The sequence below is a fragment of the Roseibium sp. JB4-4 genome (assembly GCF_055693425.1).
In genome coordinates, this window is record NZ_CM146333.1 from 3,410,036 (window position 1) to 3,423,010 (window position 12,975).

12 protein-coding genes and 1 pseudogene are annotated in these 12,975 nt (G+C 53.6%); all 13 read left to right on the top strand.

What is annotated here, in order from left to right; genetic code table 11:
* Window positions 1-259: 259 nt before the first annotated feature.
* A complete protein-coding gene (gene rho / locus ACZ1HV_RS15960; RefSeq protein WP_152499163.1) occupies window positions 260-1,525 on the top strand; it encodes a transcription termination factor Rho in 1,266 nt (421 codons plus the stop codon).
* A 115-nt stretch (window positions 1,526-1,640) separates the two neighbouring features.
* Window positions 1,641-2,213 (top strand): GNAT family N-acetyltransferase, encoded by a 573-nt coding sequence (locus tag ACZ1HV_RS15965; protein ID WP_298984220.1) that lies wholly within the window; start codon window positions 1,641-1,643, stop codon window positions 2,211-2,213.
* A 422-nt stretch (window positions 2,214-2,635) separates the two neighbouring features.
* Entirely contained in the window at window positions 2,636-3,985 is a 1,350-nt protein-coding gene (gene mnmE / locus ACZ1HV_RS15970) for a tRNA uridine-5-carboxymethylaminomethyl(34) synthesis GTPase MnmE (RefSeq protein WP_472715720.1), read from the top strand.
* 298 nt (window positions 3,986-4,283) lie between these two features.
* On the top strand, window positions 4,284-6,173 hold the full coding sequence (gene mnmG, locus ACZ1HV_RS15975; RefSeq protein WP_472715721.1) for a tRNA uridine-5-carboxymethylaminomethyl(34) synthesis enzyme MnmG: 1,890 nt from the start codon (window positions 4,284-4,286) through the stop codon (window positions 6,171-6,173).
* Window positions 6,173-6,829 (top strand): 16S rRNA (guanine(527)-N(7))-methyltransferase RsmG, encoded by a 657-nt coding sequence (gene rsmG, locus ACZ1HV_RS15980; RefSeq protein WP_472715722.1) that lies wholly within the window; start codon window positions 6,173-6,175, stop codon window positions 6,827-6,829. Before mnmG ends, rsmG begins: the two co-directional genes overlap by 1 nt.
* Before the next feature lie 20 nt (window positions 6,830-6,849).
* The gene (locus tag ACZ1HV_RS15985) at window positions 6,850-7,674 is read left to right on the top strand and encodes a ParA family protein (RefSeq protein ID WP_298816617.1); all 825 of its coding nucleotides are present in this window, start codon (window positions 6,850-6,852) and stop codon (window positions 7,672-7,674) included.
* A 95-nt stretch (window positions 7,675-7,769) separates the two neighbouring features.
* Window positions 7,770-8,675, top strand: a complete 906-nt coding sequence (locus ACZ1HV_RS15990) for a ParB/RepB/Spo0J family partition protein (RefSeq protein WP_298816619.1) — start codon at window positions 7,770-7,772, stop codon at window positions 8,673-8,675.
* A gap of 179 nt (window positions 8,676-8,854) precedes the next feature.
* The gene (gene ccmA, locus ACZ1HV_RS15995) at window positions 8,855-9,544 is read left to right on the top strand and encodes a heme ABC exporter ATP-binding protein CcmA (protein ID WP_472715723.1); all 690 of its coding nucleotides are present in this window, start codon (window positions 8,855-8,857) and stop codon (window positions 9,542-9,544) included.
* Window positions 9,544-10,215, top strand: coding sequence for a heme exporter protein CcmB (gene ccmB / locus ACZ1HV_RS16000; RefSeq protein ID WP_472715724.1), 672 nt, complete (start codon window positions 9,544-9,546; stop codon window positions 10,213-10,215). Before ccmA ends, ccmB begins: the two co-directional genes overlap by 1 nt.
* 104 nt (window positions 10,216-10,319) lie before the next feature.
* Complete coding sequence (locus tag ACZ1HV_RS16005; protein ID WP_298964401.1) at window positions 10,320-11,087, top strand: heme ABC transporter permease; 768 nt, start codon at window positions 10,320-10,322, stop codon at window positions 11,085-11,087.
* Window positions 11,088-11,091: 4 nt separating this feature from the next.
* Window positions 11,092-11,265 (top strand): heme exporter protein CcmD, encoded by a 174-nt coding sequence (ccmD, locus tag ACZ1HV_RS16010; RefSeq protein ID WP_298816628.1) that lies wholly within the window; start codon window positions 11,092-11,094, stop codon window positions 11,263-11,265.
* Window positions 11,266-11,269: 4 nt separating this feature from the next.
* Window positions 11,270-11,857, top strand: a pseudogene (locus tag ACZ1HV_RS16015) (DsbE family thiol:disulfide interchange protein); the annotation flags it as partial.
* A gap of 193 nt (window positions 11,858-12,050) precedes the next feature.
* On the top strand, window positions 12,051-12,824 hold the full coding sequence (locus tag ACZ1HV_RS16020; RefSeq protein ID WP_298816633.1) for a DUF1223 domain-containing protein: 774 nt from the start codon (window positions 12,051-12,053) through the stop codon (window positions 12,822-12,824).
* Window positions 12,825-12,975 lie beyond the last annotated feature (151 nt).

Consider the following 12,975-nt stretch of genomic DNA (forward strand, 5'->3'; position numbering starts at 1 on the left):
ACGGTCCGCCGTTTTGCTTTGCGGCAGTGCGACATCAGCGCATTTGTTCGGCAGATTTGCGGGCTTGCGATTCACTTGAAAACAACGTATCTTCCGCCAACTTCAAAACGGTGATGGTTCGTTCTTATCGCACCTCAGACACCGTACAATCTGGACACATCTAAACGTCTCTCAGATATCTTCTGGCCAACTCATCTTTTCTGGCACAGAACGACCTTCCAAATAAATATCCATAACAACAAGAAGTAACCCCAATTCGATGCGGGAAATGAAACTTAAAGACCTAAAAGAAAAAACACCGACAGAGCTGCTGCAATTTGCTGAAGAGCTTGAGGTCGAAAACGCCAGCACCATGCGTAAGCAGGAGCTGATGTTCGCAATCCTGAAAAATCTTGCTGCACAGGATGTGGAGATTATCGGCGAAGGTGTCGTCGAAGTATTGCAGGACGGCTTTGGCTTCCTTCGATCTCCAGACGCGAACTACCTCCCGGGCCCCGACGACATCTATGTTTCGCCTTCGCAAATACGCCGCTTTTCATTGCGTACGGGCGATACGGTTGAAGGGCAGATTCGTAGCCCCAAGGAAGGCGAACGTTATTTTGCCCTTTTGAAGGTCAACACGATCAACTTCGAAGATCCTGAAAAAGCGCGGCACAAAGTCCACTTCGACAATCTGACGCCGCTTTATCCGGATGAACGATTCCGGATGGAAATCGAAGATCCGACCATCAAGGACCTTTCGTCCAGAGTGATCGATCTTGTGGCACCCCTCGGCAAGGGGCAACGCGCTCTGATCACCGCGCCGCCACGTACCGGTAAAACAGTGTTTCTTCAGAACATTGCCAAGTCGATCACAAACAATCATCCCGAGTGCTATCTGATCGTTCTTTTGATCGATGAGCGCCCTGAAGAAGTCACGGACATGCAACGCACGGTGAACGGCGAAGTGGTTTCTTCCACGTTCGACGAACCGGCTTCCCGTCACGTACAAGTGGCGGAAATGGTTATCGAAAAAGCGAAGCGCCTGACGGAACACGGCCGGGATGTCGTTATCCTGCTTGATTCCATCACGCGTTTGGGTCGCGCCTACAACACTGTTGTACCCTCGTCGGGCAAGGTGTTGACAGGTGGTGTTGATGCCAACGCGCTACAACGTCCGAAGCGTTTCTTCGGCGCAGCTCGTAATATCGAAGAGGGTGGTTCCCTGACGATCATCGCGACAGCACTGATCGACACGGGCAGCCGCATGGACGAAGTTATCTTTGAAGAATTCAAGGGAACGGGTAACTCCGAGATTATCCTTGATCGGAAGATTTCCGATAAACGTGTTTATCCGTCTATCGACATTCAGCGTTCCGGTACGCGCAAGGAAGAGCTTCTTGTGCCGCATGAGCGTTTGAAGAAGACATTTGTTCTTCGTCGTATCCTCAACCCGATGGGTACTGTTGATGCAATTGAGTTTCTGCTCGACAAGCTGAAGCAGACCAAATCCAACGATGAGTTCTTCGATAGCATGAACACTTGATCCCAAACGGATCGAATTTTATTGAAGGGCGCGGTTCCGGGAGGGGCCGCGCCTTTAACGTCTTGTTAAGAATTGTTTCACGTGAATCCACCTGACTTTGATTCGGATCCGTTTCATGACCTCGGATATTTATCTGGAAACTGAAAGACTTTTGCTCCGTGCCTGGCGGGACGACGATCTTGATCCCTTTGCGGCCCTTTGCGCTGACCCTGAAGTCATGCGTTACTTTCCTGATGTCATGTCGAGGGAAAGATCTGAACTTTTGATTTCGAAGTGCCGGGACAAGCAGGAAACAGATGGGTTCTGCATGGCGCCGATCGAGGTGAAAGCGACGGGTGAATTCTTGGGTTTCGTTGGTCTCAACCGCCCCACATATGCTGCGCCACTGCCTTTTGAGCCGTGCGTTGAAATTGGCTGGCGTTTGAAACAATCATCCTGGGGCTATGGATATGCCAGCGAAGCTGCGCGGGAGTGGCTTCGATTCGGCTTTGAAACAATTGGCCTTGATGAGATTGTTGCCTTTACGATCCCTGACAACAAGCCTTCTCAAAAAGTCATGGAGCGAATTGGAATGAGCCGTGATGTTGACGGGGACTTTCTGCACCCGAACCTGCCGGAAGATCACCCGGTTGCACTCCATGTTCTTTACCGCTTGAATAAAGCGGTCTGGGCAAAGCAGGTGCAATAAAGCAGCGGCGGGGTTTTTGGGATTCACGTGAAACGGTCTCAAACTATCGCGCGGCATATCCAGCTTGTTTCACGTGAATCCTGTCAATCGAATCGGCGCCGATTTGATTCTGACTACGGCGCTGATGTTCTGTCAGTAGCTCTGCGCAGGGTGAACATTTCCAGCTATGGGAATGTGTAGAGACGTTCCAAGCCTAAATTCTATGTTCGAACAGGCTCACTCAAGTGTCCTGGAGGAGAGATGTTTGGTTGATTGACGTCTTGAGCTAGAAGAAATTGATTCACGTGAAACAGCCAAATGACAGCAACGGTGGCCTGTGACCTTTCGATTCGCCAGCGGAACATATGACGACCTATCTTCCGCAGGAACACCGGACTTGATAAAGAGGCTTTTTGGCTCAACGATTGCTTGAAGGAACGCACATGGCTGACACGATCTTCGCGCTCTCCAGCGGCGCAGTTCCGTCTGGAGTTGCTGTTATTCGTGTCTCCGGGGCCGGCACGGAGGAGATCGTCAGAAGCCTTTGCGGCACAGTCCCTGAGCCTCGTGTTGCCTCCTTGCTCAAGCTGAGAGACCCTCTCTCCGGAAACCTCTTGGACGAGGCATTGGTGCTTTTCTTCAAGGGTCCGAGGAGCTTTACCGGAGAAGATGTCGCCGAGCTGCATTGCCACGGGGGAAGGGCAGTGGTCTCCGGTGTCCTTTCTGTACTTGGCCAATTTGAAAATTGCCGTCCTGCTGAAGCTGGAGAGTTCACACGGAGAGCCTTCGATGCTGGACGTATGGACCTGACTGAAGTGGAGGGTTTGGCAGACCTGATTGCAGCGGAAACAGAGAGCCAACGGAAACAGGCAATCCGGCAAATGGGGGGCGCGCTCGGTCAACTCTATGAGAATTGGCGCAAACGGCTCATACACATGCGGGCAATGATAGAAGCCGATTTCGATTTCGCGGATGAGGAAGATGTGCCGGGCAGTGTATCTGATCAGGTCTGGGGCCAGGCTTCAGATCTCCACGACGAGATTGCCGATCACTTGATAAGATCAAGGAGCGGCGAGCGTTTGCGATCCGGGTTGCAAGTCGTGCTCATGGGCGCTCCTAACGCCGGCAAATCCAGTTTGTTGAATGCCATTGCGGGCCGGGACGTCGCGATCGTAACCGAGGAAGCGGGAACCACGAGAGATGTTATTGAAGTGCATCTGGATCTTGCAGGGTATCCGGTCACACTGGTTGACACTGCCGGATTGCGCGAGACTGACGGAATTGTCGAACGGGAAGGCATTCGCCGGGCCGAAGCAAAGGGACGCGAAGCGGACCTGATCCTGTGGGCGGTTGAACCGAACGGCGTGTCATTGAAGGAAGCGTCGAGCGCGCTGGCCGCCTATCTCCCGAATGGTGTTCCTGTTTGGACGGTCAATACCAAGCAGGATTTTGAGACTCTTCCGAAACAAGACTCTTCCGGAACAATCGTTGAAATCTCTTGTTCGACGAGATCTCAAGGCGGCATGGCACCGCTTCTTGGCCAGCTTACACGTTTTGCAGAGGAAACAATTTCGGTCAGCGAGTCTCCCTTGGCGACACGTGAGAGGCACCGGCATTATCTCACGGACTGCCTGGCCGGGCTCCGCACAGCTGTTGATTCAGACCATCTCCCAGGTGAATTAAGAGCAGAGGATCTCCGCCGTGCAGCGGATGCACTTGGCAGGATCACCGGACGTATTGACGTCGAAGATCTTCTGGACGTGATTTTCAGAGATTTTTGTATTGGGAAGTGAATTGTTTCACGTGAATCCGCAGCAGACTTTCTGGATTGATTCAGAACCGGAACATGTTTCACGTGAATCACGAAACGTTTCCAATTTATCGTAGGTGCTGATTCTTGCGAGTGTCTCCCGGTCAATTCCACTTTGACCTAAGGATCGGCCCGCTTTATACAAGCAGTGGACATGTGCCGTTCGTTCGGCCGTGTGATAATCTGATGCAGGGCGTCGGATACGGATCCCAAAAATTGAAGATGATGGATTGGCGGGCGCTTGAACAACGCAGTGGCCCCGGTCAAGACGGTGAGACTTTATGAGCGACAAGGGCCTGACATTTGATGTGGTCGTAATAGGTGGCGGTCATGCCGGGTGCGAGGCAGCCGCAGCTGCAGCGCGTGCCGGTGCCAACACGGCTCTCGTGACACATCGGTTCGACACCATTGGAGTAATGTCCTGTAATCCGGCGATTGGTGGATTGGGCAAAGGTCACCTGGTCAGGGAGATTGATGCCCTCGACGGATTGATGGGACGTGTCGCCGATAAGGGTGGTATCCAGTTTCGCATGCTCAACAGGCGAAAGGGTCCTGCGGTTCGAGGGCCGCGTGCCCAGGCCGACCGAAAGCTGTATCGTGAAGCAATGCAGAAAGAGATTGCTGCCATTGATGGTTTGACGGTCGTCGAAGGAGAGGCTTTCAAGATCCTCTTCAGCGACGAAGCTCAGGGCCATGTCGTTTCAGGACTTGACCTGGCAGACGGGCGCAGCGTTTCGTGTCGCAGGATCGTCCTGACGAGCGGAACTTTCCTGCGTGGTCTGATCCACATTGGCGACCGTAAGATTCCTGCCGGCAGGTCGGGTGAAGCTCCGGCTCTTGGTCTGTCTGAATCGCTTGAGCAAATTGGTTTTGAGCTCGGGCGGCTAAAAACCGGAACGCCCGCGAGGCTTGATGGACGGACAATCCATTGGGATCGGCTGGAAGTTCAGCCAGGTGATGAAGAGCCGGTTCCGTTTTCGACGATGACCGAAACGATCACAACGCCTCAAGTGCCCTGCCATATCACGCGGACGACGCCCGAGACTCATAAGATCATTCAAGACAATCTTTCCAGGTCGGCTATGTATTCTGGAGAGATCAGAGGTCGCGGGCCACGATATTGTCCTTCTATTGAGGACAAGATTGTTCGCTTTGGCGAGCGTGATGGCCATCAGATTTTTCTAGAGCCGGAAGGCATTGATGACCACACGGTCTACCCGAACGGTATCTCGACTTCCTTGCCGGAAGACGTGCAGATCGCCTTTTTGAGAACCATCCCCGGCCTGGAAGATGTTGAATACTTCCAGCCGGGATATGCAATTGAATATGACCACGTCGATCCGCGGGAGCTCAGGCCGACACTGGAGGCAAAGCGATGTCAGGGTCTTTATCTGGCAGGTCAGATCAACGGTACGACCGGATATGAGGAAGCCGGGGCTCAGGGACTGGTGGCCGGTTTGAATGCGGCACTGGCAGAAGCTGGAAAGCCGCCGTTCATTGTCGATCGCTCTCAGGGCTATATTGGTGTGATGATCGACGATCTAATCACCCGAGGTATTTCCGAGCCATATCGCATGTTTACCTCGCGTGCCGAGTATCGCTTGTCTTTGCGTGCCGACAATGCCGATCAGAGACTGACGCCTCTTGGTCTGGAGGTGGGCTGCGTTTCAGAAGAACGACGCCTGGCGTTTGAGAAAAAGATGGCGACCATTGGCGAAGCACGTACGCTTTTGAATCAGCTTTCTGTGACACCGTCAGAAGCACAGAAGAAAGGCCTGCCCATCAACCAGGATGGAGTGCGCCGGTCTGCCTTCGATCTGCTTTCCTATCCGAATGTAACCTACGAGTTGCTGACAGGCATTTGGCCGGAGCTCGCAGAGATTGATCCTGTCATCACAGAGCAGGTGGCAACAGACGCGCTTTATGCGGTTTATCTCGACCGGCAGATGGCGGATATCGAAGCACTGAAACGGGATGAAGCTTTGGCGATCCCGGATGGTTTCGACTACGAAGCAATCGTTGGTCTGTCGAATGAAGTGAAGCAGAAACTGACCGACATTCGTCCGGCGACGCTGGGTCAGGCCTCTCGTATGGATGGCATAACACCCGCGGCCCTGACGCTGATCCTGTCTCATCTCAAGCGCGGTAGTCAGAAGATTGGAGCGGTCTGATGGGTCGTTCAATCGTGTTGAACAGCTCTGGAAAGGCTGTGCAAAACTATGGGGATGTTTCACGTGAAACGTTGGAACGACTCCGGATCTATGTTGACCTTGTTCTCAAGTGGCAACCCGCACAAAACCTCATTGCTCCCTCGACAATTCCAGAAATCTGGACGCGTCATGTCGCCGATAGCCTCCAGACCCAGTGGAGTTATCCAGAGGCCAAAACCTGGGTCGATGTCGGCAGCGGTGGCGGGTTTCCCGGTGTGGTGACAGCCATTCTGCTTGCTGAAGATCCCGACGCTCATGTGCACATGATCGAGAGCAACCAACGCAAGGCGGCTTTCCTTCGAACAGCTCTTAGAGAGACGGGTTCCAGCGGAACGGTTCACGCCGGGCGGATCGAATCGGTTGCGAAAGAGTGGCCGCATGGTTCCGTCGATGCCGTTTCCGCACGCGCTTTGGCTTCCCTGGACCTTCTTTTTCAGCTTTCCGAGCCATTTACGGTGACAGGTGCAAAGGCTGTTTTCCACAAAGGTCAGGATTTTCAACGAGAAGTTAACGAAGCCTCTGCCCGTTGGCACTTCGACATGATAGAAAAGATCAGTGTTGTTGATCCTGAGAGCCGGATGCTTCTTTTCTCAAATATTTCTAACCGGCCGGAGTAGCCCAGGAAGGTGTTGTGGCAATGAGCATGCTTCCCGAAATGCCGCGTGTGCTTTCGTTGGCGAACCAAAAAGGTGGGGTGGGGAAAACCACCACCGCAATCAATCTCGGCACGGCGCTTGCTGCGATCGGCGAGAAGGTACTCGTGATTGATCTCGATCCTCAGGGCAATGCCTCGACGGGTCTTGGGATTGAACATCGTGATCGTGGTTTGTCGACTTATGAAATTCTGAGCGGCGACTGTTCTCTGGCTGAGGCGGTGCGTGAAACTGCGGTGCAACGGCTTTGGGTCGCTCCGTCCACCATGGATCTCCTGGGTCTGGAGCTCGAAATCGCATCGACCAGCGACCGGGCCTTCCGGTTGCGGGCTGCAATTGAAAGTCTGACCAGATCTAGGCTGTTTCAGGAAATCGGCTTCACTTATGTGCTGGTCGATTGTCCGCCTTCGCTGAACCTTCTGACGATCAACGCTCTTTCAGCATCTCATTCCATATTGGTGCCGCTGCAATGTGAATTCTTTGCGCTTGAAGGACTTAGCCAATTGCTCAGCACTGTGGAACAGGTCAAGAGCGCATTGAATGCTGAACTCAGTATTCATGGCATTGTTCTCACCATGTATGACAGCCGCAACAATCTTTCCAATCAGGTTGTGGCGGATGTTCGAGAAACGATGGGCGACGCGGTTTACGAAACCATCATTCCACGCAATGTTCGGATCTCCGAGGCACCGTCCTATGGCAAGCCGGCGTTGTTGTATGATCTGAAGTGTGCTGGCAGTCAGGCCTATCTGCGGCTCGCGTCAGAAATCATCCAGCGAGAGCGGCGGTTGCGCAAAGTGGCTGCCTGATAAGATTCGGATCCGATCCGATGGGTTCGTTGCGCAGTGCTTTCACTAGTGCTGGAGAACTAAGCTATTGAATTTTAAGATGAAAAAGGTGCGGCATGGCGGAAAGAGACGGCAAAAACAAACGTTTGGGCCGAGGATTGGCAGCATTGATCGGCGATTCTGCGCCGGAAGCGACCGCAGCACCTGAGAAGATCGTCAGAGATACACGCAAGGTGCCGATTGAGCATCTTGTTCCGAACCCGCGCAATCCCCGCAAGACTTTCACGGAGAAAGACCTTGCCGATCTAGCCGAATCTTTGAAAGCCAAAGGTATTGTGCAGCCCATTCTGGTGCGCCCGGAAGCCGGCAAATCCGATAGGTTTGAGATTATCGCCGGTGAACGTCGGTGGCGGGCTGCGCAAAGGGCGGGTCTTCATGAAGCTCCTATCATCGTGCGGGATGTTACAGACCAGGAAGCTCTGGAACTTGCAATCATTGAGAATGTTCAGCGGGCTGATCTCAACCCCATTGAGGAGGCGATGGGTTATGAGCAGCTGACCGCGGAATTCAGTTATAGCCAGGGTGAGCTTGCCAAGGTAATCGGCAAAAGCCGCAGCCATGTTGCCAATACTATGCGGCTGCTGAAATTGCCTAATTCCGTGAAAGATTATCTCGCGGAGGGGCTGCTTACGGCCGGTCATGCACGCGCATTGATTACAGTTGAGGATCCAGCTGCCCTTGCCGAATTGATTGTCGAAAGGGGCTTGACTGTCCGGGATGCGGAAAAGATTTCCCAGGATCCGGATGCTCTAGCACGATTGAAGGGTAACAAGGCGCCGGCCGTGAAGGCTGAAAAGGATGCCGACACGAAAGCGCTGGAAAAACGCCTGGCCGATACGCTGGGGCTCAAAGTAACCGTCGGTCATAAGTCCGGCAAGGAATCCGGCGACCTGAAAATCAAGTACACGTCGCTTGAGCAGTTGGACGAGTTGTGCAGGAAACTTGGTGTCGAAACCAGATAAGTCTCTGTTTTTGTTTTCTTAAGAAGAAGACCGGAGCATTTGAAACAGCTCTGGTCTTTTTTAATAAGCATCTGCGATAGGCCAATCGATCGCCAAATGACCGAGATCAAGGGCATGGTGGCAAACTGATGCCATTCATTGCGCTCTTGCCAATGGCCTTCACTGCACACTAACAAGGCATGTCCTCTTCAAGAACGCCGGAGTATCTCCTGAAACTTATTGCGGAAAACCTGACCATAGACCGTGGCGGACGCCGTGTGTTTCAGGACCTCTCCTTCACGCTTGAAAGTGGCACCGCGCTCGTCGTCACGGGCGCGAACGGTATTGGCAAATCTTCGCTTCTTCGCACGCTTGCCGGCCTGGTCTTTTTGAGCAAAGGATCAATTCGCCTGGAAGGTGGGCAGGATGACAGACAGCCACAGGAACAGGCGCACTATTTTGGCCATCAAGATGCAGTTAAACCTGCGTTGTCAGTGCTTGAAAACCTTGTCTTCTGGCAGAGTTTTTCTGCGCCTGTATCAGTTTCGTCCTTTGCCGGTCAAAAAATGGAGCCGCTTGAAGCGCTACAGGTTCTGGGTATCGGTCATACCGCGTATTTGCCGGCAGCTTATCTTTCCGCCGGCCAAAGGCGCAGGTTGTCATTGTGTCGATTGCTTGTGACACCGCGCCCTGTCTGGCTGATGGACGAACCAACATCAGCACTCGACAAGGCGTCGGAAGGCCAGTTGCTCGAGCTTATGAACGGGCATATTGCGCATGGGGGGCTTATCGTTACTGCGACCCATACCGACCTGGCGCTCGACAAGGTTCAGATCCTGCACCTGAAAGCGGAAATCGTTGAGGCACTGCTGACAGAGGAGGATTTCTGATGTCATCCTGGGCCATGGTGCTGTTTCAGCGCGATTTGCGCCTGTCCGTAAGGATCGGCGGCAGTGCGATGGTTGGCGTGCTGTTCTTTCTTGCTGTTGTAACCGTCATTCCCTTTGGAGTCGGGCCGGACCTCAATCTTTTGGCCCGAATTGGACCCGCGATCCTTTGGATTGGAGCGCTGCTTGCAACGCTTCTCGGTCTTGATCGCTTGTTCCAGGCGGATCGGGAGGACGGAACGCTTGATCTGATGCTGATGGCAGGACGGCCATTGGAGTTGGTCGTCCTGATCAAGTGCTTTGCCCATTGGGTGGCGACAGGCCTTCCTTTGGTCGTCGCGGCACCTCTTTTGTCGATCTTTCTCAACATCGACCCTGTTGCGATGGGTGCCGTTACCTTGACACTTCTTGTCGGCACACCGGCGCTCACGTTGATCGGAGCGATCGGAGCATCCTTGACCGTGTCGTTGCGCCGGGGTGGCCTGTTGCTGGCTGTGCTTGTCGTGCCACTCGCGATACCGGTCTTGATTTTCGGTGTCAGCGCAGCAGATGCCGCCATCCATGATCCTGTGCCGTTTATGGCGCCGTTCCTGATCCTTTGTTCGCTTTCGCTAATCGCCGCTGTGATCGGGCCGATTGCCGCAGCTCTTGCGCTGCGTTTTGCGGGTGACTGAACTGGATTTCTGCCTTAAATTTTTAGAATTGATCGAAAGCAAGGCGCGATTGTTGTTCTTCGGTGCATTGAAGGACAGCGGAGAGGGAATTAGATAGAGCTTCGATGTCTATTTGGGACTATGCAAATCCGACGCGGTTTTTGAGGCTGGTGCAGATTGTTCTGCCCTGGCTGATCGGTTTGTGTGTGCTGGCCTTCGCTGCCGGTCTCTACATGAGTTTCTTCGTTGCACCTGAGGATTATCAGCAAGGCGACACGGTGCGGATCATGTTCATTCATGTACCGGCCGCCTGGTTGGCGATGATGTGCTATTCGATCATGGCCATGTCTTCGCTCGGGACGCTGGTGTGGAAACACCCGCTGGCGGATGTGTCGGCTAAAAGCGCGGCACCAATCGGTGCGGCTTTCACCTTTATGTCCTTGGTGACCGGGTCTCTTTGGGGAAAACCCATGTGGGGAACCTATTGGGTGTGGGATGCACGTCTTACGTCCGTTCTTGTTCTCCTGATCATGTATCTCGGACTGATGACGCTTTGGCGGACTATGGATGATCCGATCAAGGCAGGAAAGGCGGCGGCGGTTCTCACACTGGTCGGTGCTCTCAACCTGCCGGTTATCAAATTTTCCGTTGATTGGTGGAACACCTTGCACCAGCCGGCAAGTGTGGTGCGGATGGATGGCCCAACCATTCACCCGGACATTCTGTGGCCTCTTGTGATCATGGCCATTGCCTTCACCTTGCTGTTTTTTGTTCTGCATCTTATGGCCATGCGCAATGAAATTATGCGCCGCAGAGTAAGGGCACTGCGTCAACGGGCAGCCAGCGTTTCTTTTCCGAGCACTGCCACAGCTTCCACACAGGCAGCGGAGTAGACCGATGGATCTTGGACCACATGCAGGTTTCATTCTTTCTTCCTATGGCCTTTGTCTTTTGACCGTGCTTGTGCTGATCGCCTGGGTCAGGATCGACCGCTCCAATCAGGAGAAGGCTCTGAAAGAACTGGCGGACCAGGGAATTGCGCGCGCGCGACCGCAGGATGGGAGCAGATAGTTTCATGAGCGCATCCGACACAGAAGCCGACACAAAACAGCCAAAGCGCGGGATTCCTATCCTTGTTCTGTTGCCTCTGGTGGTTTTTGCGGCCCTGGCGGGACTTTTCCTGTTTCAGCTGACGCTCGGTGGGGACCCTCAGAAGATCCCGTCTGCGCTGATCAACAAACCTGCGCCTGAGTTTGTACTTGAACCTGTCGAGGGACTGGAGAAAGACGGCAACGCAGTTGCCGGATTTTCCAGTGATGACCTTCAGGGCAAGGTCTCTGTCGTCAATGTGTTTGCATCCTGGTGCGGACCTTGCCGACAAGAGCATCCGCTTCTGGAAGAACTTGCCAAAGTAGATGGTATCGAAATGGTTGGTATCAACTACAAGGACAAACCTGAAAACGCCCGGCGCTTCCTTGGCAGCCTTGGAAACCCATATGACCGGGTTGGCGCGGATGCTTCCGGCCGGGCAGCGATTGACTGGGGCGTTTACGGCGTGCCGGAAACCTTCATTGTCGATGAAAAAGGTATGATCCGCTACAAGTTCATTGGCCCGCTTGGTCCACAGTCTTACGCTGAGACTTTCCTTCCGGAACTTGAAAAATACTGGCCGGTGGTTGAGTACGGCACTGTTTTTGAATTGCAATTACCTTCCAGTGGGTGCGGTCACTGTAAATTTGGTGAAAGTCACGTTTCTGCGAAACCTATGAATCGCAGGCAAAGTCACTGGCTCGTGACTCGCGATTGAAGGTCTGTTTGCCTATCTTGTCATCAAGCAAATAAGGGAAACGAGCCAAATGGTGGGTCATATTCGCTGGAAAGCCGGGCAGGCGTTCCGGTCCGGGCTGGTCGCGGTTGCTGCGTTAATAGTGACGACAGCCTGGAACACTGCAGAAGCACAGCCGAAAAAAGTCGTTGAACTGTTCACAAGCCAGGGGTGTTCGTCCTGTCCGCCGGCAGACCGGTTGGCAGAGGACCTGGTGAAGAATAACAGCGAAGATACCCTGACGGTTTTGATGCCGGTGGACTATTGGGACTATCTGGGTTGGAAGGACACACTTGCCAGCCCGGTCTATTCGCAGCGTCAGCGCGCTTATGCCAATCAGCGCGGAGATCGATCCGTCTACACGCCACAAATGGTCATTAATGGCGAAGAACACGTGGTTGGTAGCCGGGAAGGGGAAGTCCGCGCAGCGCTTGCGCGCGCCCAACCGTTTACTTCCAAAGTGGATCTGAAAATTACCGACATGGTTGTCGAGGCCAAAGTCGATGGGCTCCTGCCTGAAGGCGCAGAGATGGCGACCGTCTATTTTCTCAACATCCAGGATGAGGCAATGGTGGATATCGGCCGGGGTGAAAATGCCGGTCGAAAGATCAAGTATGTCAACGTGGTGCGTAACCTACAGCCTCTGGGTATGTGGTCGGGAGGTGCTGAAACCTTTCGGATGCCAAAATCCAAATTGATGCTGAAAGGCGACGCGCGGTGCGCAATTCTGGTGCAGGTCGAGGGACCCGATGGACCAGGGGAAATCATCGGAGCTGCGGTGATGGATTGGAACGGCGGTTCTTGAACCGATAGGGCGATGGTTTCAGCTTGTCTGAAACTTTCCCGCGCTGGATTTAATTTCCTGAACCGGGTTGTCACCGACGAAAAAACTGCTACCCCTTGCCAGGTCAACACTGCTGCCTGACCTGACTGTCTTGCAGCTTGTGCCGGGGGAC

What these genes read in the sequence shown, in the direction of transcription:
- rho (WP_152499163.1), top strand. Translation starts at nt 260, where the DNA reads ATGCGGGAAATGAAACTTAAAGACCTAAAAGAAAAAACACCGACAGAG.
- ACZ1HV_RS15965 (WP_298984220.1), top strand. Translation starts at nt 1,641, where the DNA reads ATGACCTCGGATATTTATCTGGAAACTGAAAGACTTTTGCTCCGTGCC.
- mnmE (WP_472715720.1), top strand. Translation starts at nt 2,636, where the DNA reads ATGGCTGACACGATCTTCGCGCTCTCCAGCGGCGCAGTTCCGTCTGGA.
- mnmG (WP_472715721.1), top strand. Translation starts at nt 4,284, where the DNA reads ATGAGCGACAAGGGCCTGACATTTGATGTGGTCGTAATAGGTGGCGGT.
- rsmG (WP_472715722.1), top strand. Translation starts at nt 6,173, where the DNA reads ATGGGTCGTTCAATCGTGTTGAACAGCTCTGGAAAGGCTGTGCAAAAC.
- ACZ1HV_RS15985 (WP_298816617.1), top strand. Translation starts at nt 6,850, where the DNA reads ATGAGCATGCTTCCCGAAATGCCGCGTGTGCTTTCGTTGGCGAACCAA.
- ACZ1HV_RS15990 (WP_298816619.1), top strand. Translation starts at nt 7,770, where the DNA reads ATGGCGGAAAGAGACGGCAAAAACAAACGTTTGGGCCGAGGATTGGCA.
- ccmA (WP_472715723.1), top strand. Translation starts at nt 8,855, where the DNA reads ATGTCCTCTTCAAGAACGCCGGAGTATCTCCTGAAACTTATTGCGGAA.
- ccmB (WP_472715724.1), top strand. Translation starts at nt 9,544, where the DNA reads ATGTCATCCTGGGCCATGGTGCTGTTTCAGCGCGATTTGCGCCTGTCC.
- ACZ1HV_RS16005 (WP_298964401.1), top strand. Translation starts at nt 10,320, where the DNA reads ATGTCTATTTGGGACTATGCAAATCCGACGCGGTTTTTGAGGCTGGTG.
- ccmD (WP_298816628.1), top strand. Translation starts at nt 11,092, where the DNA reads ATGGATCTTGGACCACATGCAGGTTTCATTCTTTCTTCCTATGGCCTT.
- ACZ1HV_RS16020 (WP_298816633.1), top strand. Translation starts at nt 12,051, where the DNA reads ATGGTGGGTCATATTCGCTGGAAAGCCGGGCAGGCGTTCCGGTCCGGG.